This window comes from Microcystis aeruginosa FD4 (assembly GCF_009792235.1).
GTDB lineage: Bacteria > Cyanobacteriota > Cyanobacteriia > Cyanobacteriales > Microcystaceae > Microcystis > Microcystis viridis.
In genome coordinates this window covers 4,127,436-4,153,689 of sequence record NZ_CP046973.1, presented here as the reverse complement: position 1 = coordinate 4,153,689, position 26,254 = coordinate 4,127,436, and the positions used below count along the sequence as shown (strand labels likewise).

General features: G+C 39.6%; 29 protein-coding genes and 1 pseudogene. 13 read left to right on the top strand and 17 right to left on the bottom strand.

What is annotated here, in order from left to right:
* The first annotated feature begins 311 nt into the window (after nucleotides 1-311).
* The 5 genes from GQR42_RS20630 to GQR42_RS20610 all read left to right on the top strand — a co-directional run bounded on the left by GQR42_RS20630 (nucleotide 312) and on the right by GQR42_RS20610 (nucleotide 4,999).
* On the top strand, nucleotides 312-1,094 hold the full coding sequence (locus GQR42_RS20630) for an ABC transporter ATP-binding protein (protein ID WP_158201413.1): 783 nt from the start codon (nucleotides 312-314) through the stop codon (nucleotides 1,092-1,094).
* 46 nt (nucleotides 1,095-1,140) lie between these two features.
* On the top strand, nucleotides 1,141-2,475 hold the full coding sequence (locus GQR42_RS20625) for an MlaD family protein (RefSeq protein WP_158201412.1): 1,335 nt from the start codon (nucleotides 1,141-1,143) through the stop codon (nucleotides 2,473-2,475).
* A 107-nt stretch (nucleotides 2,476-2,582) separates the two neighbouring features.
* Entirely contained in the window at nucleotides 2,583-3,686 is a 1,104-nt protein-coding gene (gene wecB / locus GQR42_RS20620) for a non-hydrolyzing UDP-N-acetylglucosamine 2-epimerase (RefSeq protein WP_158201411.1), read from the top strand.
* Between the two features lie 3 nt (nucleotides 3,687-3,689).
* Nucleotides 3,690-4,175: a crossover junction endodeoxyribonuclease RuvC gene (locus GQR42_RS20615; protein ID WP_079205370.1), complete on the top strand. Its 486-nt coding sequence runs from the start codon at nucleotides 3,690-3,692 to the stop codon at nucleotides 4,173-4,175.
* A 332-nt stretch (nucleotides 4,176-4,507) separates the two neighbouring features.
* Nucleotides 4,508-4,999, top strand: a complete 492-nt coding sequence (locus tag GQR42_RS20610; RefSeq protein WP_158201410.1) for a methylmalonic aciduria and homocystinuria type D protein — start codon at nucleotides 4,508-4,510, stop codon at nucleotides 4,997-4,999.
* Between the two features lie 258 nt (nucleotides 5,000-5,257).
* On the opposite strand, the pseudogene secF (GQR42_RS20605) reads toward GQR42_RS20610, so the two are convergent.
* Together secF (GQR42_RS20605) and GQR42_RS20600 are read right to left on the bottom strand one after the other, a co-directional pair.
* A pseudogene (gene secF, locus GQR42_RS20605) lies at nucleotides 5,258-5,734 on the bottom strand (protein translocase subunit SecF); the annotation flags it as partial.
* Between the two features lie 102 nt (nucleotides 5,735-5,836).
* Nucleotides 5,837-7,297: an IS5 family transposase gene (locus tag GQR42_RS20600; protein WP_158201409.1), complete on the bottom strand. Its 1,461-nt coding sequence runs from the start codon at nucleotides 7,295-7,297 to the stop codon at nucleotides 5,837-5,839.
* A 95-nt stretch (nucleotides 7,298-7,392) separates the two neighbouring features.
* Here GQR42_RS20600 and GQR42_RS20595 point away from each other — a divergent pair, with 95 nt between their 5' ends.
* A complete protein-coding gene (locus tag GQR42_RS20595; RefSeq protein ID WP_158202535.1) occupies nucleotides 7,393-7,680 on the top strand; it encodes a nucleotidyltransferase family protein in 288 nt (95 codons plus the stop codon).
* On the top strand, nucleotides 7,670-8,014 hold the full coding sequence (locus tag GQR42_RS20590) for a HepT-like ribonuclease domain-containing protein (protein ID WP_158201408.1): 345 nt from the start codon (nucleotides 7,670-7,672) through the stop codon (nucleotides 8,012-8,014). Before GQR42_RS20595 ends, GQR42_RS20590 begins: the two co-directional genes overlap by 11 nt.
* 326 nt (nucleotides 8,015-8,340) lie before the next feature.
* On the opposite strand, the gene GQR42_RS20585 is transcribed toward GQR42_RS20590, so the two are convergent.
* The 9 genes from GQR42_RS20585 to GQR42_RS20545 all read right to left on the bottom strand — a co-directional run bounded on the left by GQR42_RS20585 (nucleotide 8,341) and on the right by GQR42_RS20545 (nucleotide 15,819).
* The gene (locus tag GQR42_RS20585; protein ID WP_158201407.1) at nucleotides 8,341-8,868 is read right to left on the bottom strand and encodes a hypothetical protein; all 528 of its coding nucleotides are present in this window, start codon (nucleotides 8,866-8,868) and stop codon (nucleotides 8,341-8,343) included.
* A 157-nt stretch (nucleotides 8,869-9,025) separates the two neighbouring features.
* Nucleotides 9,026-9,406: a toxin-antitoxin system TumE family protein gene (locus GQR42_RS20580; protein WP_158201406.1), complete on the bottom strand. Its 381-nt coding sequence runs from the start codon at nucleotides 9,404-9,406 to the stop codon at nucleotides 9,026-9,028.
* A complete protein-coding gene (locus tag GQR42_RS20575) occupies nucleotides 9,403-9,711 on the bottom strand; it encodes a hypothetical protein (protein WP_158201405.1) in 309 nt (102 codons plus the stop codon). The genes GQR42_RS20580 and GQR42_RS20575 overlap by 4 nt, the downstream gene beginning before the upstream one ends.
* Before the next feature lie 336 nt (nucleotides 9,712-10,047).
* The gene (locus GQR42_RS20570) at nucleotides 10,048-10,479 is read right to left on the bottom strand and encodes a putative toxin-antitoxin system toxin component, PIN family (protein ID WP_158201404.1); all 432 of its coding nucleotides are present in this window, start codon (nucleotides 10,477-10,479) and stop codon (nucleotides 10,048-10,050) included.
* 2 nt (nucleotides 10,480-10,481) lie between these two features.
* Nucleotides 10,482-10,703 carry a hypothetical protein gene (locus GQR42_RS20565; RefSeq protein WP_199273218.1) on the bottom strand — a complete coding sequence of 74 codons (222 nt, stop codon included), beginning with the start codon at nucleotides 10,701-10,703 and terminating at the stop codon, nucleotides 10,482-10,484.
* 187 nt (nucleotides 10,704-10,890) lie between these two features.
* Nucleotides 10,891-11,415, bottom strand: a complete 525-nt coding sequence (locus tag GQR42_RS20560; RefSeq protein ID WP_158201402.1) for a hypothetical protein — start codon at nucleotides 11,413-11,415, stop codon at nucleotides 10,891-10,893.
* 195 nt (nucleotides 11,416-11,610) lie between these two features.
* Complete coding sequence (locus GQR42_RS20555) at nucleotides 11,611-12,060, bottom strand: type II toxin-antitoxin system VapC family toxin (protein WP_158201401.1); 450 nt, start codon at nucleotides 12,058-12,060, stop codon at nucleotides 11,611-11,613.
* On the bottom strand, nucleotides 12,060-12,296 hold the full coding sequence (locus GQR42_RS20550; protein WP_158201400.1) for a hypothetical protein: 237 nt from the start codon (nucleotides 12,294-12,296) through the stop codon (nucleotides 12,060-12,062). The genes GQR42_RS20555 and GQR42_RS20550 overlap by 1 nt, the downstream gene beginning before the upstream one ends.
* A gap of 178 nt (nucleotides 12,297-12,474) precedes the next feature.
* Nucleotides 12,475-15,819 (bottom strand): VWD domain-containing protein, encoded by a 3,345-nt coding sequence (locus GQR42_RS20545; protein WP_158201399.1) that lies wholly within the window; start codon nucleotides 15,817-15,819, stop codon nucleotides 12,475-12,477.
* Between the two features lie 603 nt (nucleotides 15,820-16,422).
* On the opposite strand from GQR42_RS20545, the gene GQR42_RS20540 reads away from it, so the two are divergent.
* Nucleotides 16,423-16,611: a hypothetical protein gene (locus GQR42_RS20540; RefSeq protein ID WP_158201398.1), complete on the top strand. Its 189-nt coding sequence runs from the start codon at nucleotides 16,423-16,425 to the stop codon at nucleotides 16,609-16,611.
* On the top strand, nucleotides 16,604-16,813 hold the full coding sequence (locus tag GQR42_RS20535) for a hypothetical protein (protein WP_158201397.1): 210 nt from the start codon (nucleotides 16,604-16,606) through the stop codon (nucleotides 16,811-16,813). Before GQR42_RS20540 ends, GQR42_RS20535 begins: the two co-directional genes overlap by 8 nt.
* 37 nt (nucleotides 16,814-16,850) lie before the next feature.
* Here the strand turns inward: GQR42_RS20535 and GQR42_RS20530 are convergent, their stop codons facing one another.
* Together GQR42_RS20530 and GQR42_RS20525 are read right to left on the bottom strand one after the other, a co-directional pair.
* Nucleotides 16,851-17,135 carry a type II toxin-antitoxin system RelE/ParE family toxin gene (locus GQR42_RS20530; protein WP_158201396.1) on the bottom strand — a complete coding sequence of 95 codons (285 nt, stop codon included), beginning with the start codon at nucleotides 17,133-17,135 and terminating at the stop codon, nucleotides 16,851-16,853.
* Nucleotides 17,132-17,362 carry a hypothetical protein gene (locus tag GQR42_RS20525; RefSeq protein ID WP_158201395.1) on the bottom strand — a complete coding sequence of 77 codons (231 nt, stop codon included), beginning with the start codon at nucleotides 17,360-17,362 and terminating at the stop codon, nucleotides 17,132-17,134. Before GQR42_RS20525 ends, GQR42_RS20530 begins: the two co-directional genes overlap by 4 nt.
* 430 nt (nucleotides 17,363-17,792) lie before the next feature.
* On the opposite strand from GQR42_RS20525, the gene GQR42_RS20515 reads away from it, so the two are divergent.
* Both GQR42_RS20515 and GQR42_RS20510 read left to right on the top strand, forming a co-directional pair.
* The gene (locus tag GQR42_RS20515; RefSeq protein ID WP_158201394.1) at nucleotides 17,793-18,029 is read left to right on the top strand and encodes a type II toxin-antitoxin system HicB family antitoxin; all 237 of its coding nucleotides are present in this window, start codon (nucleotides 17,793-17,795) and stop codon (nucleotides 18,027-18,029) included.
* 71 nt (nucleotides 18,030-18,100) lie between these two features.
* Nucleotides 18,101-18,559: a methylmalonic aciduria and homocystinuria type D protein gene (locus GQR42_RS20510; RefSeq protein WP_257792597.1), complete on the top strand. Its 459-nt coding sequence runs from the start codon at nucleotides 18,101-18,103 to the stop codon at nucleotides 18,557-18,559.
* 258 nt (nucleotides 18,560-18,817) lie between these two features.
* Here GQR42_RS20510 and secF (GQR42_RS20505) read toward each other — a convergent pair whose 3' ends face one another.
* From secF (GQR42_RS20505) to GQR42_RS20490, 4 genes are all read right to left on the bottom strand, one after another.
* Nucleotides 18,818-19,750, bottom strand: a complete 933-nt coding sequence (gene secF / locus GQR42_RS20505) for a protein translocase subunit SecF (RefSeq protein ID WP_158201392.1) — start codon at nucleotides 19,748-19,750, stop codon at nucleotides 18,818-18,820.
* 151 nt (nucleotides 19,751-19,901) lie between these two features.
* Nucleotides 19,902-21,308, bottom strand: coding sequence for a protein translocase subunit SecD (gene secD / locus GQR42_RS20500; protein ID WP_158201391.1), 1,407 nt, complete (start codon nucleotides 21,306-21,308; stop codon nucleotides 19,902-19,904).
* A 26-nt stretch (nucleotides 21,309-21,334) separates the two neighbouring features.
* Nucleotides 21,335-22,318, bottom strand: a complete 984-nt coding sequence (locus GQR42_RS20495; protein ID WP_158201390.1) for an alpha-ketoacid dehydrogenase subunit beta — start codon at nucleotides 22,316-22,318, stop codon at nucleotides 21,335-21,337.
* A gap of 372 nt (nucleotides 22,319-22,690) precedes the next feature.
* Nucleotides 22,691-23,878: an RNA-guided endonuclease InsQ/TnpB family protein gene (locus GQR42_RS20490; RefSeq protein WP_158201389.1), complete on the bottom strand. Its 1,188-nt coding sequence runs from the start codon at nucleotides 23,876-23,878 to the stop codon at nucleotides 22,691-22,693.
* Between the two features lie 90 nt (nucleotides 23,879-23,968).
* Here GQR42_RS20490 and GQR42_RS20485 point away from each other — a divergent pair, with 90 nt between their 5' ends.
* Nucleotides 23,969-25,537 carry a YcjF family protein gene (locus GQR42_RS20485; RefSeq protein ID WP_158201388.1) on the top strand — a complete coding sequence of 523 codons (1,569 nt, stop codon included), beginning with the start codon at nucleotides 23,969-23,971 and terminating at the stop codon, nucleotides 25,535-25,537.
* 80 nt (nucleotides 25,538-25,617) lie between these two features.
* On the top strand, nucleotides 25,618-26,214 hold the full coding sequence (gene yqeK / locus GQR42_RS20480; RefSeq protein ID WP_158201387.1) for a bis(5'-nucleosyl)-tetraphosphatase (symmetrical) YqeK: 597 nt from the start codon (nucleotides 25,618-25,620) through the stop codon (nucleotides 26,212-26,214).
* Nucleotides 26,215-26,254: the final 40 nt, after the last annotated feature.

Genomic DNA, 26,254 nt, shown 5'->3' with positions numbered 1-26,254 from the left:
AATTGAAATGACTATATCAGTTATCAGAGGTCAGTTATCCAGTTATCGGGAGCATCTCACCTTTGTAACTCCTAAATTAAGTTTTATGTCAAGCTATTTTGAAAGCCTTACCAGAAGCAAGTTTTAGCGATAAGCATAATTACTCACTTGCATAAGTGAGATGCTCCCCAGTTATTCAGTTATCAGAGTTCAGTTCACTGATTACTGTTTACTGTTTACTGATTACTGATTACTGTTGACTGTTCACTGAAAATACACCCCACTTCCCCATCTCCCTAAAATTCCAGAGGTCAAAGGATAATTAAGCGACGATGAAAGAGCCGTTAATTGAATTGAGAGGAGTATCGAAAAGATTCGGGGATAATGTTATTCTCGACGGTTTAGATTTAACCATTTATCGAGGGGAGGCCCTGGTAATTATCGGGCCGTCGGGAACGGGAAAATCAACGATTTTACGAGTAATTGCGGGATTAACGGGGATAAATGCCGGAGAAATTTATATTAAAGGCCAATTGCGTCAGGGATTGCTAGAAGATGGTCGAGAAGCGATGCGAACTTCCTTAGTTTTTCAACAAACGGCCCTGTTTGATTCTCTCACTGTCGGCGAAAATGTCGGTTTTTATCTCTATGAACAAACTAAGTTAAAAAAAGCCAGAATTAGGGAATTAGTGGAAAAAAGCCTAGAAATGGTCGGTTTAAAGGGAATTAGTGACCTTTATCCCTCGGAACTATCGGGAGGAATGCGTAAACGGGTGGCTTTTGCCCGCGCTATTATCACTAATCCTGATAATCAGGCCGATAATCCCGAATTACTGCTATATGATGAACCTACGGCTGGATTAGACCCGATAGCTTCCACAATCATTGAAGATCTAGTGCGGACTCTCCATGAAAAATCAGGGTCTGCAAACACTTATGTGATGGTTTCTCACCAACAAAGTACCATCCGACGCACCGCCGATCGAGTAGTATTTCTCTATCAGGGAAAAGTGCAATGGCAGGGATTAGTGGCAGATATCGATCGTACCGATCATCCCATGATTCGGCAATTTTTTAGCGCCAGCATTGCAGGCCCGATTAGGACAATCGTTTAAGCTAGATTAAGCTAAATTAAGAACTATCGAGAATGAGAGAAAAATCATGCAGAGTTCGCGAGCTTTACGGGAAGGAAGACTAGGTTTGTTTGCCCTAGGCGGATTATTAGTCTTTGGGGCGCTCGCTATCTGGGTTCGCGGGGGAGGATTTGGTCAAAGAACCTATCAATTAATCTTCGAGTTTGCCGACGTGGAAGGGTTACAAGTCGGGGCGCCGGTGCGTTTTCGCGGGGTGAGAGTGGGAAGAATTACGAGTTTTATCCCAGGGAGTAATCAAGTGGAGGTTATTGCCGAGATTGCTTCTGCTACTTTAGTTATGCCTAGGAAGGTAACTGTTACTACCAATCTTTCCGGATTAATTGGGGAGGCAGCCATCGATATCACTCCCTTAGTTTCTTTAAGTGCTGAGTCCAAAAATCTCGACCCTCTGGGTCCCGACTGTGATCAACAGTTAATTCTCTGTAATAATACTCGTTTACAGGGGACAACAGGAACACAATTAATGTCTAGTGTTGGTCGTTTAGTGGATACTTTTACCAGTCCTGAATTTGTGGGTAATCTTAATGATGTCACCAAAAATACCGCTATAGCAGCTCAAAAAATCGCCCGTTTATCCGATGATACCTCCCAGACTATCCGTAATGCCCAAAGAGAAATCTCTCGTCTATCTTTGGAATTAGCTGCCACCAGTCGCTCGGTCACTAATACGGCTAATAATGCCTCCCGTTTTGTCAATACTTTAGATAATACCGTTCAGGAAAATCGCAGTCAAATCAGCAGGACTTTTCAACAATCTTCCCAATTAGTCGCTAATCTCAATGCTGTTCTCAGCGAAAATCGGGGACAAATTGTTAATACTCTCGATAATATTAATCAAGCTAGTTTAGGTATTGGTAGTCTCGCTAATAATCTCAATAATACCGCCCTGAGGTTAAATGCTGGTTTAGATGAAATTGATACTAAACAAGTCATGCAAAATATCGAGACTATTTTGAATAATGCAGTGGAAACATCGAATAATTTACGAGAAATTACTAAAACTATTAACGATCCTGCTACAATTGTCGTGCTGCAAAAAACTCTTGAATCCGCTAGGGTGACTTTTGAAAATACCCAAAAAATCACCTCGGATATCGATGAGTTAATCGGTGATCCCCAATTTCGCGAGAATTTAAGACGTTTAATCGATGGCTTAAGTAATCTGCTTTCTTCTGGGGAACAATTAGAATATAATTTGCGTATCGCTCAAACTTTGGATACCATGACTCAAGAGTTAGCTAAACAAAAAGTTTTGACTATCTCTCGACCTTCTTTAAATCCTAAGCAAATGCAACTCTATCCCCAATTTATCGTTCAACAACCCCCCACAAGTGAAAAATAACAAAACAGCACAATTCAACCGATTTTCAGTGATCAGTAAATAGTAACCTGAAAACTCACATCTGATAACTGATAACTGATAACTGATAACTGATAACTGATAATAATATGTTGAAATCAATTTGTATTACTCTTGGAACTCGTCCCGAAGCGATTAAATTAGCTCCCGTTATTCGTACTTTTCAAGAATCGGAACAGTTTCAAACCCATGTAATTCTGACGGGACAGCATAAAGAAATGGTAGCGCAGGTGATGGAATTATTTGCTTTAAAAGCAGATGAAAATCTCGATATTATGCAAACCCATCAAACTTTAACTGATATTACTTGCCGCAGTTTACGGGGTTTAGAAACTGTTTTTGAGCGCATAAAACCAGATTTAATTATTGTGCAAGGTGATACTACCACTGCTTTTGCTGCTGCTTTAGCGGCTTTTTATCAACAAATTCCTATCGCCCATGTGGAGGCAGGATTAAGAACTAATGATATCTATAATCCCTATCCCGAAGAAGCTAATCGTCGCCTAATTTCTCAACTGACTACCCTACATTTTGCTCCCACTACTTTAGCCGTGGAAAATTTACAAAAATCAGGGGTGACAGGAAATATTCACCACACTGGCAATACGGTTATTGATGCTTTATTAACCGTAGCCAAAACCGCACCAGAATGTCAAATTGCGGGCTTAAATTGGTCAGATTATCGGGTTTTATTAGCCACGGTTCACCGCCGGGAAAATTGGGGCGAACCCCTACAGGATATTATCAAAGGATTTACTTTGTTGTTAGAAAAATATGCCGATACGGCCTTGTTATTACCCCTGCATCGCAATCCCACCGTCCGAGAACCAATTCAGTCCGCTTTGGGCAATCATCCCAGGGTATTTTTAACTGAACCTCTCGATTATGCCGAGTTAGTGGGGGCGATTCAACGCTGTTATTTATTATTAACTGATTCCGGCGGCATTCAAGAAGAAGCCCCTAGTTTAGGAAAACCGGTTTTAGTATTGCGAGAAACCACGGAAAGACCGGAAGCAGTACAAGCGGGAACAGCGAAATTAATTGGGACTAATCCGGAGCAAATTTTAGCCGCAGCGGGAGAATTATTAGGGGATAAAATCGCCTATGATCGTATGGCTAATGCCATTAATCCTTTTGGAGATGGACAAGCATCCCAAAGAATCCTCGAAATCGTCCAAGATTTTTTGGCTTAATCTATGACTACTTGGTTGGGTATCGACCCTGGATTAGCGATTGTCGGTTGGGCTATTCTCCGGGATAATAGTGAGTTAATGCCGATTTTAGTCGATTATGGCACGATCGAAACTTCTAAAAATCTCTCTACTGCCCAGCGTTTGATCGAAATTGAACGGGATTTAAAGGAGTTAATCGCAGAATATAAACCGGGAGAAATTGCCGTGGAAATGCCCTTTTTTAACCGGCAAATCAAGGCAGCCGGTGGAGTCCTGCAAGCTTTAGGAATTATCAATCTAGTTAGCTGCCGCGATGGGGGAATTGAACCGATTTTCCTCCATCAAGCTAGTTGGAAATGTCATCTGGGCCATGGTAGGGCCACTAAAGCGGAGGTGGCTGAACAAATTAAGTATTTATTCGGATTGACAAAAATGCCTATTAATGATTCTGTAGATGCTATAGCGATCGCATACGCCGCTTTCAGTGGCGTTCGCAATCAAATCTCTTGAAGCAATTTGACGCAATTGTCCCAAAAATTTAACTGACAACTAAAAGCCATTTTTAAGCTTGGACTGTCTTAGTTCGATGGGACGGTTGAAGATAATAAGGCCTTCAAATATTTGAACTTCATGAAATTCATCGAAAAGAATTAGTTGAAATCTTTTCTGATTAAATGCTTCTAGCAAAAGCGCTCGCACTAATAGGTATTTTTAAGTTTCGTAGGTTGGGTTGAGGAACGAAACCCAACACCCAACTGCCAAATCTGCCTAAATTGGCGATCGCTATTTCTATCCTTTCATTACTCTTTGTTGGGTTCTTGTGTCAAACCAACCTACAATAATTGACTGGTTACTATCAATCTCATTGCTTAAACATGAATTCTGTAGAGAGATATATAAAACCCCCTACCCCATTTATAGTTGATAACTGGGGAAAATTGCTACCTGATTGGCAAGTTCCTCCGCAAACTATCGTAATTGTCTTGATTAATTCTCAATTTCCTTTAGACAGAGAAGGAGAATTAATTGAACAGGAAAAAGATCGCCTACTTAAGCAATTTATGCAATGGGGTCAATCTTTCCATATTATGAGTCATAAACAAGGCTTCTTAACAGAAATTATTTGTCCTAAAGCAGGAACACCTCAATACTCAAAAAAAGGCGATGCTCATTTTGATTTGGTTGCCACGGTTCATCATTCATTGGGATTTAATTTTTCGACAGTTAAAGGCTGTAAAACTCTGCTGCATCCAAGATGGCATACTGCTGTCTATCCCGGACTTTTCTTGTCTGGGACGACAGCAGTAGCAGTTGAGTCAATTTTGACAGTATAGAAAACGGGTTTTTTAAAGAAACCCGTTTTCTGGACTATAAAGATTTATTAAAATGTAACTTATGATACAGTCGAGGAGGGGGTGGAGTGCATATTGGCCATTATGAACCGCCAATAAAAAATGAAGTGCATCAACTGGAAAGCTTGACGAAGTAAAGCCGATCTTTTAAAGTCCGAGGTTGAAGAACGAGGCAGATATATTAAAACCGATAGTTGACGAAATTGGTCAAAAAATTTAGCTGACAACTAATAGCCATTTTTAAGCTTGCACTATCTTAGTTCGATTGGAACGACCGCGCCACCAAGCGAGTAGGGTACTAGCGATAAAAATACTCGAATAGGCCCCAGCTACGAAACCGATAATTAAAGCTAGGGCAAAATATTTTAAGGTGCTGCCACCAAAGAGAAAAATCGCCACCAGAGGCAATAAAGTGGTCAGGGTGGTATTAATCGAACGAGTTAGGGTTTGACTCACCGCATTATCGACAATTTCATCCACGGACAATTCGGGGGTATTAACAAAATTTTCCCGGACGCGATCATAAATTACCACTGTGTCATTAACAGAAAAGCCCACAATTGTCAAGAGGGAAACCAAAAATAAACTATCCACTTCTACCCCCGCAATTAAGCCTAAAACCGCAAAGACCCCTAAAGTGATCAAAACGTCGTGCAGCAGGGCGACAATGGCAAAAAAAGCGTAATCCCGTTGAAAACGGAAGCTTAGATAGGGCTTGCTGAAAAAGTAAGGGGGCAGCAGGAGAAAGATAATTGATTATTCAAGCCAATTGAGAAGATAAGTTTTTGTTGAGATAATTCAGAGAAAATATAACTTTTATTAATAGCAAAGGGGAGAAAACAGGAGAAAATTTGTTCTTTCTCGAAAAAAGCACAAAAAAAGGCACAAAACCTGCCGAAGCAGGGTAGAAAGATTGATAACCAAAAAAGTGACAGAAATGGCTGTTTGAGAAGTTGAGGGAAGTTTTGCCATCACTCGATTGAGGTTAAATCTTCTTTTTGCTTGACCAAATTTCCCTTCAATAGCATTACGAATTCTTTCATCTTCAAGAGCTTGTTTTTTCTTTTCTTTACTAATATTTGCCGGCGGTCTTCCTAAAGGGGGGCCGCTCATTCTAATACCTCTTTCTCGACAATAGGCTCGATTCTCCCGCGTCCGATAAATTTTGTCTACATGAACGGATTCAGGATAGAAGCCCGTATAACGCTTAAATTCTGCTATTTGTTCTTTCAAGTCCCCAGATTCATTGAAATTATCCCAACTTAGACGGTCTAAAAATACATAGCCATTGCAACAGCTTGCTGACAGTTTAGCTCCGAATTCCACTGGTTTTCCAGCTTTTCCTCTGACAATTGGACGTACATGAGGTTGGGTTAAACTGACGATTCTGTTCTCAATACTCTGTTTTTTATTTGACCACATCCATAACTGTTGGCGGTAACCTTCTGCGACAACTAGCAGCATTTTATACTGCCTTTTACTCAGCCAAGAAAGCGAGGCTCCGACCGCCATTAACTGCTCAATATGAGCTAAGTTTCTTTTGATATATTGGAGTTGTTTTTTAATAGCTTTTCTCCGTTGTTTTTGAGATGGTCTGCGTCTTTTAGCCACTTCTAAGTAAGCTTTTCTGGCTTGTTCTCGGTAAGTTTTCGGTTTTTTCGGGAATTTGTCTTTGATGGGTTCGTAGAGGGAGTCGATAATTTCTTCGGTTTGTTCTCTGGCTTGATTTAATATTCCTAAGTCATTGGGATACCTAATGTCAGCCGGCGCACAGGTGGCATCTAAAATTAATTTTCCTTGATTTTTCGGCTCACTTTCTTCTTCTCCCTTTTCTGCTTTTTCGGGCTTTTTTTCTCCCCTTTGAAAGCCGCTTAATCCTCCCTGGTTGCTCACCATTTTTTTGTTGACTTGGTTGACTAAATTAAACCCGATTCTTTCTCGAAAATAGACTAACATTGAGGCTTCAAAGGGAGCTTCATTGCTGTAAGCCGATAGCCCTAAAAAGTATTGTAGATAAGGGTTCTCTCTAATTTGTTCGACGGGTTCCCTATCACTTGTTCCCAACTTCTCTTTAATGATTAAAGCTCCCAACGCCATCCGAAAGGTTTTGGCTGGTGCACCCATTTCTTCTGAGAAGTTTTGGGCATATTCTTCTTCAAATTCTGACCAAGGAATTAGATTGGCCATGATAACCCAACGATTGTCTGGGGATAATTTCCCCTCCGAGGGAAACTCGAAGTTTTCTGGTGAGGTTGGGGGTAGCTCGACTCTGCGGTACATTGGTACTAGCCAAGGAAGGTGCAAGGGTTTTAAGCGATTAAGCGCAGATTCAGGGGCACCTGAGGGACTCTCAATTCAGCTAAAAGCCTTTTCCGATAAAGGTTACAGCTTCTTTCAGCAAGCCCTACCTAGAGAGTCTAAAGTTAAAATATCAAGTTAAAAGTTTAGGAGTTTTTGGTTCTTTTGTTAGGGGTGAAGCGACAGCTAATAGTGATCTAGATTTATTGGTAGAATTTAAAGGAGATGTCACTTTTGATAATTATATGGATTTAAAATTTTTACTTGAGGATTTATTTAAGCGCAAAATTGATTTAGTAATCAAGGAAGATATTAAACCCCAGATTCGAGAACGTATTTTAGAGGAAACGGTTTATGTCTCGTGATCTGAGGCTTTATTTAACTGATATTTTGAGTAGTATTCAAAAAATTCAAGATTATACAGCAGGGATGAACTATGATGATTTAATTGAGGACAATAAAACTTTTGATGCAGTCGTTCATAATTTGCAAATTATTGGCGAAGCAACTGAGCAAATTCCTGATGAGATTAGGCGAAAATATCCTGAGACTGCATGGCGAAAAATTGGTGGTTTAAGGGATATTATTGCTCATGCTTACTTTATGGTTAATCCTAAGATTGTTTGGGATATCATCGCAACAAAAATTGAACCACTTTATAAGACTGTTGAATTGATTTTAGAGCGTGAAATTAAATAGGAGTATTCATTGTTTACCAAAGTGAATAGTAATGTCCATAATGCAAGTTATGTTGTTCAACACTCTATTTTGACTTAAATTACTCTAAAATGCTACCTTCTATTTGTTGGCTAGTTATCAAAGCTAGTAAGCTGAAAGTATAGAATATTTGAGTCAGGTTAAATTTGATTTTCATGGTTTTATCTTTTAAGTACCTAAGCAAAATTAATTACACATATCTAACCACCTCTTGCCTCTTGCCTCTTGCCTCTTGCCTATCTTCACTAGGAAATTAATTTTGCACGACTACTTAAGATGATAAGGAAAAGTTACACTTCGTCATAATTTTATAGACATATTGATAATCCCCAAGGAAGAGGATTAGGTGCATTTTCTGGTTTAACACATTTATTCAATTTTGTCGTTCCATCAGACTGAATGTAGTAATCTTCACCCCAATCTGATTGATCATTACCAAAACCAACTATCGCTGTATTGCTACAATTAGCAACAATTCTATCTGCCCAACTTTTCAATAAACTTTTAGAACCCATGATATTATCAATAATGGATTGACTTCTGGAATCACTATTAGTACGAGTTTCACTGTAATAAGAACTCAAAACAATAGCTAATACATCAGTTTTATTTGTTGGATTTCCTGTTCTATCTTCATTGGCTACTCCTTTATAAATTTCAAACTTAACCCATTTAACTCCCTTTGAACGAATTTTTTGAAGGATTTTATCAACAGTAGCTTGACAGCCTAGCTTTGGTTCTGATTGTGCTTTAACCGAAGGATAGGAATTAGCGAAAAGTGTTGACAATCCTAATAAGGAAGCAATTAAAAGATTTTGGGAGTTAGGTAGTTTCATGGTTTTGTCCTCTGAGAAAACTTAATTAAAATCAAACATTTTTGTTGGCAGTTGAGTAGTTGAGTTGACGTTAACAAAGTAACTGTTGGTTGTGTTGGGTTTTATTCTTCAACTACAAGAGTAGCGATCGCAATTCGGCTAATCCAATCGAAGCTGATCATAAAGACGATAAGTCCCTTTGTTTTTGGGCAATTTCTAAAAGCACATCGTCAAGAGTTGGCTCTGGACTTGCCTTAACGCCCTCAATCTCATGTTTATGATGCGGAAAAGTTTTAATTTCGGTATGGTGAGGAGCATTATCATAACGAAAAATCATTACTTGATGCTCATCCATATAATGATAACGATATTTTATTTTGGCTTTTACATCAGTATTTTTTACTTCAATAAAATCTAGACGATGATTGTTTTCAAAAATAATTGAAACACTAATATAACCTTGATTCGTATTGTAAATTTTTTTTGTTAGCGAAACAAAGCGTATATTAGGAAAGGATTGAAGGATTGTTTCGATTTGCAAAAAATAGGCTTCAATCATCTTAACTTTTGAAGTTGAATTTCATTTTGTCCGAGCATTTCATACAATCCAGCCCAAATCATAAAATCTTCTTCATCCGCTAAGATACCTTGAGAAAATTCTTGATAAAATTTTTCAGATGTTATCTGATATTTCTGCTCAAAAACTCTTAAGTCTAATCTTAAATTTAAAATTGCTCTTTGCAATCTTACTATCTGATCATCAATAATACTTTGAGCAAAACTTTCTTCATCTTCTACAGAACTTAAAATTATTTTTAATCGCTGTTCGGTTTTGGGTTGAACAGATAGGTGAAAATCTAACATTAGTTTACCTCATCAGCTAAATTACCAGAATGGCGATCACATCCTTGATTTGCTCATTGGTTAAGTTGAAAAGACCACGAATGAATTTGGCGGATATTGGGCGGCTACATATTCCATAATATCATAAGTAGTTTCATGGTTTTGTCCTCTGAGAAAACTTAATTAAAATGAAACATTTTTGTTGGCAGTTGAGTAGTTAGGTTGACGTTAAAAAAGTAATCGTCGGTTATGTTAGGTTTCGTGCCTTAACCCAACCTACAAGATCAGCGATCGCACTCTGTTAATATATCTAAAATATCAGCGATCGCATTATCATTATAAAATAGGCGATCACATTTATTCTGTTAAACATTCTAAGAAAGAATTAACACCTAACAATTTGATGCTATATAGTTGCATTGCTCTTCTTAATTCTTCATCAGCCCGTAAATCATCATCTCCAGATACAATAATATTTGCTTCTCCATCAATAGCTGTAGATAAAATAGGTAAGTCTTTAGGATCTCGGCAATGAGGAGGAATCGTTTTGGTTTCAACCCAGATTGAGCGACTTCTTAACTGTTTTTCTAGTCGTAAAGCTTGATTGATGTCAATATATTTTTTGAGTCTAGGTCGATTCCAAACTTCATGAAATTCATCGAAAAGAACTTGACTGATAATTAGTTGAAAGTTTTTCTCATTAAATGCTTCTAGTATGGGTAGTGTAACTCGTCCTTTTAGCAAAATACGAATCCAAATATTCGTATCAATAACTACTCGTAATGTCATGTTTATTTAATTTTTGCTTGACGTACAGCTTGAATTTCTTGCATAATATCATTATCGGTAACTTCATCTACTGGATCTTGATTATAGAGTTCTGTAATTAAAGCTTTTAAATCTGACTGTAGCTCTACTTCAATTAAAGCTTTGGCTATTTTTGTACGCTCACTGGGCTGTAATTGTTGAATGACAGAAATGAGTTGTTCTAGGGTTATAGGTATTGTTATCATAGATTTCATGTCTCTTAGTTGAATAAAAACAGTCTGTAATCTCATTATATCAAGTATGATGAGGATCTTGGTTATGCGAAACTAGACGTTAATTTCAATAGGCGGTAATTGTTGGGTTTCGTACCTTAACTAAAGCTACGCGCCTAGACTTATTATATGCTAAAACTTACTGAATACCGCTATATTTTCATAGGCAGGGTGAAACCCCCCAAGGTAATAGTCCGTGTGTCCCAGCAGGAACACACTTATTTAATTTTGTCGTTCCATCAGATTGAATGTAGTAATCTTCACCCCAATCTGATTGATCATTACCAAAACCAACTATCGCTGTATTGCTACAATTAGCAACAATTCTATCTGCCCAACTTTTCAATAAACTTTTAGAACCCATGATGTTATCAATAATGGATTGACTTCGAGAATCAAAAGTAGGTTTTTTAGTAAAATCCCAAGCACTTAAAATTATTTCTAACTCGTCTGTTCTGTTAGTTGGATTACCCGTGTTATTTTCATTGGCTTTTCCCTTATAAAGCTTAAACCAAGTCCTTCTAACCCCTTTAGAGCGAATTTCTTGAAGGACTTTATTGACAGTAGCTTGACAGCCTAGTTTTGGTTCTGATTGTGCTTTAACCAAAGGATAGGAACCAGCAAAAAGCGTTGACAATCCTAATAAGGAAGCAATTAAGAGATTCTGGGGGTTAAGTGGTTTCATGGTTTTGTCCTCTGAGAAAACTTAATTAAAATGAAACATTTTTGTTGGCAGTTGAGTTGACGTTAAAAAAGTAACTGTTGGTTGTGTTGGGTTTCGTGCCTTTCCTCAACTCAACCTACAAGAGCAGCGATCGCACTACATAAATTATAATTTAATGCTCAGGGATTGGGGTTTGATAATCCCAGCGTCTATCTTCTATATGTTAACAATTTCATTAGGGCGAATAATCTGAATGTCAGGAATTTTAATAAAGTCATCTGGATTAAAAGTCAGTAAATGAGTTAATTTCTGGGTTTTCATGACAGCTATTAAGCGAATATCATGAGTTCTTTTTCCCTTAATATTATAAGTATTCGCTAGATCATGCCAATAAAAGAAAATTTCGGATGTTTCTTCTATCCAAGAAAAACGATTAATTAATTGATTGACTTCATCACTGGTTTGCTTAACACTCCATCCTAAACCATTTACTTCTATTGGTCGTGTCGCGACTACCCAAAATTCAATCAATACTTGAGAGGTAATATAGCAATCATGACCACTTTTGAATAAATTGGAGACAGCTTTAATGGCCAGTAAATGACTAGAAGAATCTGGATCACTTCCTCGCAGTAAAATATTAGTATCGAGTAAATATTTAGCCATTAATCCTCGTAAATACTATCACGATGTAGGGCTTCATCCGGTAGACTGAATCCTCTTTTTTGATGACTCATTGCCCATTCTTCCCATCTCTTGGCTTTTTCTTGTGGAGAAATATAGCTATTATCAATTTTTAAATTATTTGTTTTTTTTAGGAGTTTCATGAATGTTAATACTTGCTCTTGACCAGATTCATCTAATGTTCGCCATGTTTCTAGTAAAATTTCTTCGGTAGTCATTTTTATTTCCTCATCAAGTTGTTAAGGAGAATTACATTTGAGAAAACTTAATTAAATTGAAACATTTTTGTTAGCAGTTGAGTAGTTAAGTTGACGTTAAAAAAGTAACCGTTGGTTGTGTTGGGTTTCGCGCCTTAACCTAACCTACTAGATCGGCGATCGCACTACACGCTACGCTCTATACCGATCCACATTGTGGTCCCCATTCCTTACCCCAAGGAAGAATAGATGGTGGTGTACTCGCCTTAAGGCACTCCCTTAATTTTGTCGTTCCATCAGATTGAACATAGTAACTGAAAAAACCATCAGTGTTGCTAACACCAAAATATACAATAGCAGTGTTTCCACAATTCTTGACAATTTGATTGGCCCAAGTATTCAGCAATTTTAGAGAGTTCATTATATTCTCAATTATGGGATCGGCTTTTTTGGGATTATCATTAAATAAAGCAACTGTTAATTCATCAGTTCTGCTTGTTGGATTACCAGTCATATAATTATTGGCAGTTCCTTTAGAAATACTAAACTCAACCCTTCTAACTCCCTTTGAACGAATTTCTTGAAGGATTTTATCAACAGTAGCTTGACAGCTTGCTTGAGTTTGTTGAGGAGAAGGTTTATTATTTGGTAGTTGTTGACTATTATTAGAAGTTGCTCTAACTAATTCAATAGAACCACAACCAGGATGTTGTTTTCGACCTGTAAAACGGTTTAAGCTTGAGTCGAATTTTCCAGAAAAATCGACAATGCCCCAACCCGCACCTGGAGATTGTATCCATTTGACACCTTTAAGACTCATTTCCAATGTATTTAGATTAAATGTACCACGAAATAAAGCTATTCCTCTAGGTAAATTAGGGTTTTCTGGTACAGGATATAGTTCAAATTCAGCAATAATTTCAGTTCCCTTTTGATTAATAGTAAGAGTTACTCCAGTTATTCCTTGAGCGCAAGTATATTTACCAATCCATTTACCATTAATTGATCCATTATTAGAAGCAGAAGGCTGAGGTTTTGGACTCTCTGTTGGCGTAACATTTGCTGTCACCTTAACCTCCGATTGAACATAAGCAGACACATTAGCAAAAGAGCGATCGCCTGTCACCAACACATCAAACATACAGGATTCCAGCATAGCAGAAGCAGTCACCCCCGCGCTACGACAAACCCGTTCCGCTTCTTGTTTTTGTTGCGTCGTAAAATCCGCTAAAGTCAACACCTTTTTCGGGAAATTCAAATTCGTAAAAGTCGCTGAGGTTTCGCCCACTTCATAGGCAAATAAAGACTCTGGCTGAGGAATACGCCAACTATTGCCATACTCCTTGTACAGTTGCTCGTAATTAGGATTAATACCGACAACCTTTCCTTGACGAGTTTTCAAATCATCATTAGGACTATTATTGTAATTTCCTAACAAACCATACATCTTTGAGATGCGAGACTTGGGGACTGTGACCTTAATCGTTAACACGGAACTTCCCGATACTTCTACCCACTCCCCGGTGGGGGCGATGATTCTATATTCAGCCCCATTTTTATCTACCCTTGCACCACCTTCAAGCACAATGGGAAAACTAGCTTCATTAACATTTCGAGCACTAATCTGGAGCTTTCCTTGATAAATTCCGATTCGTTCACCACCCGCTTTGATTGCTACGGCTGAGGGTAAAGAAGCATTATCTCCCACCCCTTTAAAACGACCTTGTACTTCAAAATCTCCTCGTTCAGATTTCGCCAGAATAAACTCGCCTACCGCTTGGAAGCTATTGCGTAAGCCATCAAAGGTGACAATATGAGGGTCTCCATAAATAACGCCTGTATTTCCGTCTGGTTTACGGGGAATATCGGGGGTGGGTTCTGGTTTCGGTTCTTCTTGGGGTGGTGGACAACCTTCTTTAACTTTATCAGCGCCAGCAAAAGTTGCTGACCATTTCCAAGGGTTTAACCAACGTTCTCCTAGTCCAAAACTTTCCCAGGTTGGTCCCGCTATTATAGAAATAGGTTGAGAAATTCCACTAATTTTCTTTAAATCCAAAAATACAGGACCACGAGGTGCGCTAGGACAACCTATATCTAGCGGCAATCTCGTAATGCAATTTTTTGGATTTCCCCATGTACCTGGATACAGCAACCAACTTTTATCACCTAAGTCTTCAATTTTCTCAACTCCGACACGGGGTAAATATTCAACTACTTCTCTTGATTTAGGGTCGGAAGATGAAATTAAAGATAAATTATCATGGAGGTTGTATATCTTTCCCCCTCGATGTTTTTCTTCACAACTAGGATCAATAGATGTGGGAATCTTAAATTTAGTACAAATACTTAATTCACTAATTCCCGACTTAGGATAACTCGCATGACCACCCAAACCGACAAAAACATTAGATTGAGCAAGAATATCATTGGGGCTACCTAAGTTAGTTGAAAATAGAATATTGTTATCCTTAACTAATTCTGTCCATTCAAAAATTTCTCCTCCTTCGGAAATAAACTCTCTCACCAAGAAAATGTGTTCGCCAAAAGCAACTCGACAAGGATAGTAGTAGCCATCCCGATCCTTCCGCAAAAAGACCGTTATTCCTTCCCAATCTCCTTCATGATTATTAAATCCTTCGTGATCGTACCAATTGCTATGGGGATAGTGAAAATAATAGTTAATTGCTAATTCTTTAATTCCTGTTTTTTTGTTATCTATTTCTAAATTATCATTTTCAACGATTGAGGCATAAATTTTAGCAGGAGTTTTTTTACTTCGACTGTAAGCACCTTTGATATCGGTTTTAAATTGACTAAGATCTAAGTAATCATTTGCATTTCCTCTATCCTTAATAGTGGCTTTAGTTTCGGCTTTCCAAGTATTCTTATTAACATCAAAAGGAACTTGATATTCTTCCTCTGGTTCAAAATTCAAAATCGGAGTGAAATAGTTAATTAAACCTTGTTTCGTCAGTTCTCTACGGTCGATCACTTTGTTTTGACTGTCAGGAACTTTGATCCTAAAATTTTTGATAGTAACTTCAGGACGGTCAGCAATAAAAAAAGTTTTTAGATAAATATCTTCGCCTAATTCTCCCTTGTGTAATTTATTCAACTTAAACTCAATTTCTTCAACAACAGCTTCTCGAGGGACAACAAATTTGTCGATGGTGATCTGGTAAATACCTGGTTCTCGAAAACGAATCGATATTTTATCATCATATCCTGATGCTTCATAGCTAGAAACAGGTCTATTATAATCATCTGAAATCTTAATAGAAACCTTATCACTGAGCTTCCACTTTCTAAATCTATTGATTACATCAAAGTTTTCTAAATCTACACCTAGACGGAGATAATATTCGCCTTTTTCCTTAACTTCTACTGTCCAATTAACGGTTATTTCCTTATCTACTCCTGCGGTTGCCCACCAGCGATCGATCCCTAATTTGGGTGTACCATCTGGTTGAATGGGGCTAAAATAATTATCAATTTTCTGCTCTGTTTGAGATTGCCCAATAGCCGGTTGTGGAGTTTGAGCCACGACAGAAGCGCTATATTTAGCATCAGGCAGACAGTAACTCAACAGAAAAACGCCACAGAGAGAGAGTGCCAGCAGCTTTCTCAAGAATTCCTCGCCAATAATGGCAAGAAATGCCCCTAAAGCCACCCAAAACCAACGCAACCGAGTTTTCACGCTTCGACCTCCTGACAATTTGGCTCTCCATGCCACCGAGAGATAGCTAGTTAACGGCTCATTGTATCACCAAAGCCCTCGAAGCAATCTTAAAGCTCCCCTAGCCATAACAATTTTTTAACAATCCCAAGACTTTAGGCTGGGGATTCTTGGTTCACCGAGATTACTTGCTTAGACAGAATTTCTCCTGAGAAAGTAGAGGCATTCTCGACAAGTGCGCGCGGTTTTGGCCAACTGTACTTAGGGGCAAGTGTCATAAATCCACTGATCTATTAGTTATGATTGAGCTAAAGTTCTTAAAGTAGCCACCCCAAAAATAACGCGCCACCTACCAATGCTAAAATGGTGGGTTACGACGGATTGTTAGATCCCCTTTACCGCCTAGATTGTCGCCGTCTAACCCACCCTACCGCGAGACCTTCTCCCGAAAGTGCCAATCATCAATAACCGATGGAACCGACCGAAGAACAATTTTTAGTTTTTAACGCCCTCGAAACCCTAGCGATTGTCTTATACAGTTTCTCTAATCCTAGTAGTGGGCTGTGGTATATCGAAACCCTAAGTCCTACTTTACCCACATCGGTGATTCTTCCTGACGGAGAAATTGTTCCTTTTGAATTCGTGCAAGACTATGACTAACGCCGAACAACTTCGACAACAAAAAGCTAGACGTTTACAACAACTCTCTAGACTCGCTCGCGAACGATACCTAGAATCCGGTGGCGACCCATACCGTTCCGCCAATGAACAACAGTTAACCAAAGCGGAACAAGAGGAATTTCAAAACCTACTTTCCCAAGTTTTTGATCCAGAATACATCCAGCGATACCAAGAAAAATAAACGAAAGAATCAACAGAATTTAATCCATTAACAACCCTCAATAAACCTCATCGTGAGTCCCAATATTGAGCAAAACAATCTCATCTTGAGTCGTCTGCTCGTTTTTTTGAATCGTAAAAATAATCCGACAATCATATCCACAAGAACAAGCCTTTAGTCCATCATGCTCACCCTTTAGGCGATGGGTCATCAAATTGGGCGCAAAGACATCCTCCCTCATTTGCAGTAACGTTTTTTCAACTTGTCGCTGTAATGCCGCGTTACGCTGGACAAATTTTTTAAAAGATCGCTTAAACCTAGTCGTTAAAATTAACTCTCTCACGAATCCTCGTCGCTTTCTAGGTAACAACGTAATTCTGAGATAACTTCTTCTGCTGACATTGCTTTTAAATTCCCTGTTCGGTACTCTGCCAACGCCTCACGACATTCCTCCATAATTTCTCGTCTTCTGACTTCCACTAACCGCTTTTTGACAATATCAGCCAATAATTCTTGCTGTTCTCTAGGTAATTGACTGACTACCTCTAACGCATTTTCAAACGTAATCATCTTGACTCCTGATGGCAATTTGATCTCTCACTTCAGTATAAGTCCAAATTTAAGAATCCGAAAGCACAGTCGAATTTGGGAGAAACAATCACTTTTTTCTGACTGATCAGGTGTTTCAAGTCCCCTCTCTAAAGGGACGATCGCGGTTTAGATTCTGGGGAAGAGGCGATCATTAGTATTGCTTAGATGTTAAGTTGGTAATCAGACTATAATCAACAAATGAATAGAAAACAGCGAAAAACCTATGATTCTATTTTTGTTGATCCCATCCGCCGTAACATCTTTTGGGATGATACGGTGATGGCTCAAGAGTGGGATTTGATCTTAATGAAATTTCCCTTAATATTCATTCCCCGCACCCCCAAAAGGAACTAAAAAGATACCCAATTAAAGCTATTCGTAAATTTTTAATTAAAGCAGGAGTAAACTAATGCAATACAAAGGCTATGAAGCTGTGATTGAATATGATGCCAGCGATCGCTTATTTTTTGGTCGTGTCATTAATATAGAAGATATTATTGTTTTTGATGGTCTTTCCGTTGATGAGCTAGAACAGGCTTTTCAAACCGTCATTGAACAATATTTAACGGATTGTCAAACCCTTAATAAAATCCCTACACCACCAACTTATTCCTTTGATGAGGCGACTACGACGGTAATAAATTAACTAATAGGTCTTTTTAAGTTTCGTAGGTTGACTTATGATATAATTGCTTCTATCAATCTCATTGCTTAAACATGAATTCTGTGGAGAGATATATAAAATCTCCTACCCCATTTATGGTTCATAACTGGGAAAAATTGCTACCTGATTGGCAAGTTCCTCCGCAAACTATCGTAATTGTCTTGATTAATTCTCAATTTCCTTTAGACAGAGAAGGAGAATTAATTGAACAGGAAAAAGATCGCCTACTTAAGCAATTTATGCAATGGGGTCAATCTTTCCATATTATGAGTCATAAACAAGGCTTCTTAACAGAAATTATTTGTCCTAAAGAAGGAATACCTCAATACTCAAAAAAAGGCGATGCTCATTTTGATTTGGTTGCCACGGTTCATCATTCATTGGGATTTAATTTTTCCACAGTTAAAGGCTGTAAAACTCTGCTGCATCCAAGATGGCATACTGCTGTCTATCCCGGACTTTTCTTGTCTGGGACGACAGCAGTAGCAGTTGAGTCAATTTTGACAGTATAGAAAACGGGTTTCTTTAAAAAACCCGTTTTCTGAACTATAAAGATTTATTAAAATGTAACTTATGATACAGTCGAGGAGGGAGTGGAGTGCGTATTGGCCATTATGAACCGCCAATAAAAAATGAAGTGCATCAACTGGAAAGCTTGACGAAGTAAAGCCGATCCTTTAAAGTCCGAGGTTGAAGAATGAGGCAGATATATTAAAACTGATATTTGACGAAATTGTCCCAAAAATTTGGCTAGTGACTAACAGCCATTTCTAAGCTTGCACAGCCTTGCTTCGATTGGAACGACCGCGCCACCAAGCGAGTAGGGTACTAGCGATAAAAATACTTGAATAGGCCCCCGCTACGAAACCGATAATTAAAGCTAGGGCAAAATATTTTAAGGTGCTGCCACCAAAGAGAAAAATCGCCACCAGAGGCAATAAAGTGGTCAGGGTGGTATTAATCGAACGAGTTAGGGTTTGACTCACCGCATTATCGACAATTTCATCCACGGACAATTCGGGGGTATTAACAAAATTTTCCCGGACGCGATCATAAATTACCACTGTGTCGTTAACAGAAAAGCCCACAATTGTCAAGAGGGAAACCAAAAATAAACTATCCACTTCTACCCCCGCAATTAAGCCTAAAACCGCAAAGACCCCTAAAGTGATCAAAACGTCGTGCAGCAGGGCGACAATGGCAAAAAAAGCGTAATCCCGTTGAAAACGGAAGCTTAGATAGGCAGCAATGCCAAAAAATGACACTAATAAAGCTAAAAATCCTGACCTAAATAATTCTTGACCGATGGTGGGACCGACTGTATCGATTTGACTGGTTTCCGGGTCAAAGGTGCCAATTTTCTGATTTAAGGTGTCGAGTAATTTCGTTCTCTGTTCTTCTGCGAGGGTTTTCGTCCGCACCGATAAAGTATATTTATCCAACACCTGCACACTACTGTTACCCAATCCTTCCTCATCGAGAATTGCTTGCACTTCGGTAGTAGTTAAGGGTTTCTCACAGGTATTCTTTTTGGCACAGGCTAATTCTATCTGAATTCTCGTCCCACCGACAAAATCTAAACTCGGTCGCAAAGGCGCTTGAATAGTGAACCAAGAAATCACCATGGCCAAAATACTACCAATCGTCAGCAAGGCCGAGACTGTCCACCAAAAATTACGCTGTTTTGTAACGTTAAATGCCATATCTTTTAAGTGAAAAGTAAAAAGGAAAAAATGGGGGTTGGGTGTTAGGTTTTGGGGGTTGGGGTAGTGGGGGATTAGGGTTTTAGGGTTTTAGGGTTTTAGTTGAATTTCGCCATTTCCCCATTTCCCCATTTCCCCTATTCCCTAATAACTACTGATTTGTCGGTAAATTAGGGCAGAAAAGTTGGGGTTTTTGACGGACGCTGGGGACGTTTAAGACAGTGATTAACAGGAGCGTACGACTACAGGTTAAAGCGGTAAACATACTCACAGCTACCCCAATGGCTAAAGTTAAAGCAAAACCTTTGACTAATCCTGAACCCAACCAAAATAAGGCAGCACAGGCGATTAAAGTAGTGACATTACTATCAAGAATACTGGAAAAAGCCCGATAAAATCCCGACTCCACAGCCCGAAATAGAGATTTTCCGGCCCTTAATTCTTCCCGGGTGCGCTCAAAAATCAGTACATTTGCATCAACTGCCATGCCGATACTGAGGATAAATCCAGCAATCCCGGGTAAGGTCATCGTGACTCCCACTAAGGCAAAAGCCCCCAGAGCAAGGATAGTATAGATAATCAGAGAAATATCGGCGATAATACCGGGTAAACGGTAATAAACCGCCATGAAGATTAAAACTAACAGTAAACCCACTAAACCCGCGTAGATACTGCGACGGATGCTATCTTGGCCTAAAGTTGCCCCAACGGTGCGAATTTCTTCCACTTTGACGGGGAAAGGGAGGGAACCACCGCGCAATTGAATCGCTAGATCGTTGGCAGTTTCGGCGGTAAAATTACCAGTAATCACGGCCCGGCCTCCTGTAATTCCCGTTTGGGCAAACTGCACATCAACCACAGGGGCGCTAATTAATTCATTATCGAGGAAAATGCCAATACTGCGACCAGTACCCGCGATCGCTTTAGTCAGTTCGGCAAATTTATTGCCCCCTTCCGAATCAAAAGTAATGGCTACTTCCCAGTTAGTGCCTTGGGTGGAACTAATAGTGGCATTTTGCAGATTTTTTCCAGTTAAGTCCACCGATTCAAATAAATTTAAAATTGCCTGTTTAGATTTTTGCAGAGATTGTTCTAGTTCGGCAATTTTAGCGGCATTTTCGGGTTTATTCTCGGCTTTGAGGGCGGCTAATTCCGCTTTTTTTTGTTGAAAAATTGAATATTCAGCCCGAAATTCTCCTTCTGTACCTTGTTTTTGCTGACGAAATTCTAATTGGGCCTGAACATTTAAGTTTCTCTCAGCTTCTTTGGGATCTGTGACCCCGGGTAGTTGCACGATTACCTGATTTTTACTGTCCACAGTCTGCACTAATGATTCAGAAACACCGAGGGCATTAACGCGGTTTTCAATCACATTTTGTACCGCTTTTAAATCATTAGGTTGAATGGTTTTGACGGTTTCAGTGGGTTTAACTTGGATCGTTAATTGACTACCACCGCGCAGGTCTAAACCTAATTGTAGGGGTAACTTAATCAGGATGACGATCGAGGCAACAACTAGGCCGATGATCAGTAACAATAACCAATTTTGTCTCTGCATAACTTCGGTATCAAAAGGAGAATTTCTTAAATGCGATCGCTGACCATTTTCTGGACAGCTTCGACAATTTGATTAGGTTGAATAATCGTCAATCTTTCTAGATTACCGTTATAAGGTGTCGGTATATCTTGGGAAGATAATCTTAACACAGGGGCATCTAATTCATCGAATAACTGCTCATTAATTAAAGCAATTAACTCGGAAGCAATTCCTGCCGTTTTCATACATTCTTCCACGATAATCACCTTGTGAGTCTTGCGAATCGAAGCGGCGATCGTCCCCATATCAAAGGGTTTCAGGGAAATTAAATCGATAATTTCTGGATCGTAGCCATCTTTTTCTAACTGTTTTAATGCCTGTAAACAGTGATGACGCATCCGCGAATAGGTGAGAATGGTGATATCTTCTCCCTTGCGAACGATTTCCGCTTTATCGAGGGGTAAAAGATACTCGCTATCAGGTAAATTTTCCTTGAGATTATAGAGAAGAACGTGTTCAAAGAAAAGCACGGGGTTATTATCTCTAATCGCCGATTTTAATAAACCTTTAGCGTTGTAGGGAGTGGAACAAGCGACAATTTTTAGACCGGGTACTGCGTGAAAATAGGCCTCTAAACGTTGGGAATGTTCCGCACCTAATTGTCTCCCCACACCCCCCGGACCGCGGATAACCATGGGGATTTTAAAATTACCGCCAGAAGTATAACGTAACATCCCGGCATTGTTGGCAATTTGGTTAAAGGCAAGCAGAAGAAAACCCATATTCATGCCTTCAATAATCGGACGTAGTCCCGTCATGGCTGCCCCCACTGCCATGCCCGTAAAACTATTTTCAGCGATGGGAGTATCTAAAACCCTTAAATCGCCATATTTTTGGTAGAGATCTTTGGTAACTTTGTAGGAACCACCGTAATGACCCACATCTTCACCCAAAACAAATACTGTCTGGTCGCGGCCCATTTCCTCATCGATCGCCTGTCGCAAAGCATTAAATAATAGGGTTTCTGCCATATCAAGTCCCCGCTTACAATTCGGTCATCTTATCACTAAACTTATTATTTTACCCCTTTTCTGGCCCGAAGGAAGTGGGGAAGTGGGGAAGTGGGGAGAGGGAATTATGAATTATGAATTATGAATTATTAAGTGGGTAGATAGGGAGTAGGTAGGTGGAGGACGTAGGTTGGGTTGAAGCATGAAACCCAACGCCCGCATGGGTTACGCTACTGCTCCTATAAATAATTGTGTCTCCCTACTTCATAGATAATAGTCTATTCTAGTTGCCGACAATCGGCCGGCAAAGAACTAAGATCAAGATCAAGCAATCCCCTACCGTTAAAGCTGTTGACATCCTCGCCGCCGTAAACGGACGGTGATTCCCAAACCTCACGATTTGGGTTTCTGCTTCTTTCCCTTGCGGGGTTCCGCACCTGCCGCCCCAGATTTACTCTGTTCTGGTCTTATGGTCGCTCTACAGACTGACACCGCAAGTCCTGCGGCCAAAATATTTTTACTCGCGTTAATATCTCGGTCATGGTGCGTCCCACAGTCTGGACAATCCCATTCTCGAATATTTAACGGCATTTTCTCAGCAATATACCCGCAATTACTACACCTTTTAGAACTGGGAAACCATCTATCTACTTCGATGTAATTTCTCCCATACCAACGGCATTTATAGGCTAATTGTCGAGTTATTTCTCCCCAACTAACGTCAGATATTGCCTGAGATAATTTCGGGTTTTTGACCAGATTCTTGACGGCTAAATTCTCAACCACAATCGTTTGGTTTTCACGAACTAATTGAGTGGTTAGCTTATGTAAATGGTCTTTTCTGCTATCAGTAATTTGGGCGTGAATTTTGGCTACTTTGATTCTTGCTTTTTCTCGATTCTTTGACCCTTTTTTCTTCCTAGAAAGATTTTTCGATGCTCTTCGCAGTCTCTGATAATGCTTGGTAAAATGCTTAAGATTAGATACTTTGTCTCCATCGCTGGTAATCACAAGGCTACTAATTCCTAAGTCAATTCCGATGGCTTTATCGGTTGGGGGTAAGGGTTTAATTGTTGGGTCATCAAATCTAATTGAGATATGCCAACGTCCTGAGGGATGTAATCTGACTGTTACTGTGCTTGGTTCACAAGCTTCTGGTATTTGTCTTGACCATCGAATAGGTAAAGGTTCTGTGCATTTAGCTAAATAGATTTGTTTGTCTTTAAATTTAAAAGCAGACTTAGTAAATTCGGCACTTCCTCCTTGATGTTTTTTCCTAAAGTTAGGATACTTAGTACGACCAGCAAAGAAGTTAGTAAAAGCTGTTTGTAGGTGTCTTAACCCTTGTTGTAAAGGTACACAGCTAACTTCGTTTAAAAACTCTAATTCTTCTTGCTTTTTCCATTCAGTTAGCATTGAAGACGTTTGAGCATATCCTATTCTTTCTTGCTTTTCGTACCATGCTTGTGTTCGTTCGTGGAGAGCTTTATTGTAAACCAATCTTACACAGCCCAAAGTGCGCCGCAATAGCGACTCTTGTTCTGGTGTGGGGTAAAATCGAAACGAATAGGCTTTTTCCATACCTCACATTCTAGAATATATCGTGTAAATGCGCTAGTATTTAACGGTAAAGCCGCCGTAAAACGGCGGGGTTTCAGACCCCAATTTTCGATGAAATTACCCCGTCTTGCCGCTTTAATCATTGGTCTGAGCTTTATTTTCGGATTAATGTTGTGGTTAGTCAACTCTATCTATCGTCTTTACAGAGATATCGTTTTTCTCGCTCCCCTACTAGCCAATATTCTGCTTTTACTGATTATCGGACTGCTGGGCTTGCTGATCTACATTCTTTTGTACTACTTTTATCTGCTGCCCCAGCAGCAAAAAAGTCGCCGCGGGTTGCGTTCTTCCTCCCGTCCACCCCTAAAATTACCAGTAGAAAAAACCGAGGCCGCCGGGGAAACCTTAAAAGCTATCCGGCAACAAGTGGAGCAAATTCAAGATAAAGTAACCCAACAGGTTTTTATTAAGCGTTCCCAAGAAATTGAGCGAAGTTTAGTCAGAAAAGAAGTTAAAATCATCGTTTTCGGCACAGGATCGGCGGGAAAAACCTCCCTAATTAACGCTCTCATCGGTCAAATGGTGGGCAATGTGGAGGCAACCATGGGAACCACGGAAAAAGGGGAAACCTATAGTTTAAAAATGAAAGGTGTGAATCGGGAAATTCAAATTACCGATACCCCCGGCATTCTCGAAATTGGTGCAGCTGGAGGTGAAAGGGAACAGTTAGCGCGACAATTAGCCACGGCAGCAGATTTACTTTTATTTGTCATCGATAACGATATTCGACAATCGGAATACGGCCCTTTATTGCGTTTAATTGATATCGGTAAACGTTCTCTCTTAGTCTTTAATAAAATCGATCTCTATAGCGATGAAGATCGAGACATTATTTTAAAACAATTACGAGAACGGCTAAAAGGAGTGATACTTTCAGCTGATATTATTGCCGTTGCTGCTAATCCCCAACCTGTGCAGTTAACCGGTGGACAAATAATCACACCAGAACCAGATATTTTAGCTTTAATTAAACGTTTGGTTTCAGTTTTACGCGCTGAAGGGGAGGATTTAGTGGCGGATAATATCCTCTTACAATCCCAACGATTAGGAGAAGAAGCTAGGAAAATTATTGATCGCCAACGTCGTCGCCAAGCTGATAAAATTATCGATCGCTATCAGTGGATCGGTGCAGGAGTGATTGCCGTGACTCCCTTACCAGTGTTCGATCTGTTAGCAACGGCGGCGGTTAATGCTCAAATGGTCAGGGAAATTGGTCAAGTTTATGGCTGTGAAATTAACAGCGATCGAGGCAAGGAATTGGCTCTATCTTTGGGTAAAACTCTAGTTAGTTTGGGAGTAGTGAAAGGAGCAGTAGAATTATTAGCCAGAATCCTACAATTAAACTTTACTACCTATATAGTCGGTAAGGCAATTCAAGGAGTCAGTGCCGCCTATTTAACCCGCATTGCCGGCAAAAGTTTTATTGAATATTTCCGTCACGATCAAGACTGGGGTGACGGTGGTATGACGGAAGTGGTACAAAGACAATTTCAACTTAGTCGCAAGGAAGAATTTATTAAGTCTTTTGTGGCCGATGCGATCGGTAAAGTGGTACAACCTTTTCAGGATGATTGGCAGCAAGAAGAAGTTTTAGAAGCTAGTCGCGAGGATGATTGGTAGAGATCGAACCAGGGAGCGATAGGCAAAATTGTATAGTAATTGTTACAATCGTTTTGGGGTTCCACAAGGGCAAAAAAAAGATGCGACAGCAAGTTATCGACTGGTTAAAAGAAAACGTCAACGAACACCGTCTGCGACATATTCTCGGTGTAGAGACCATGTGTATTGATTTAGCTCGTCATCACGATCTCGATCCCGTCCAAGCAGGGCAAGCGGGGCTGTTACACGATCTAGCTAAATTTTTCAAGCCCAAAAAACTGCTAAAAATGGCGGAATCGGCGGGAATAGACGTGGATAATATCTGTTTATCCCATCCTCACTTACTCCACGCCGACGTGAGTGCGATTGTCGCCCAAAAAGAATTTAACGTTACCGATGAGGAAATTCTCGCGGCAATTCGCAATCATACCCTCGGTCAACCCAATATGAGCGATCTTAGCTGTATAGTCTTTATTGCCGATGCCTTGGAACCCAATCGCGGCGATACACCCGAATTAAACGCCCTACGACAACTCAGCTATCAAAATCTTCATAAAAGCGTTCAACAAACCTGCGATTATTCCCTAAAATATCTTTTAAGTAGCCATTGTCCCATTCATCCCCGCACCGTGCTAACCCGCAACTGGGCGTTACAAATTGTTAAAGAACAAGCAACAGCAACTAAAACCATTGATTAACATAATCTCAAGACTCGCTTAAAACCACCTCAGTCAAAGG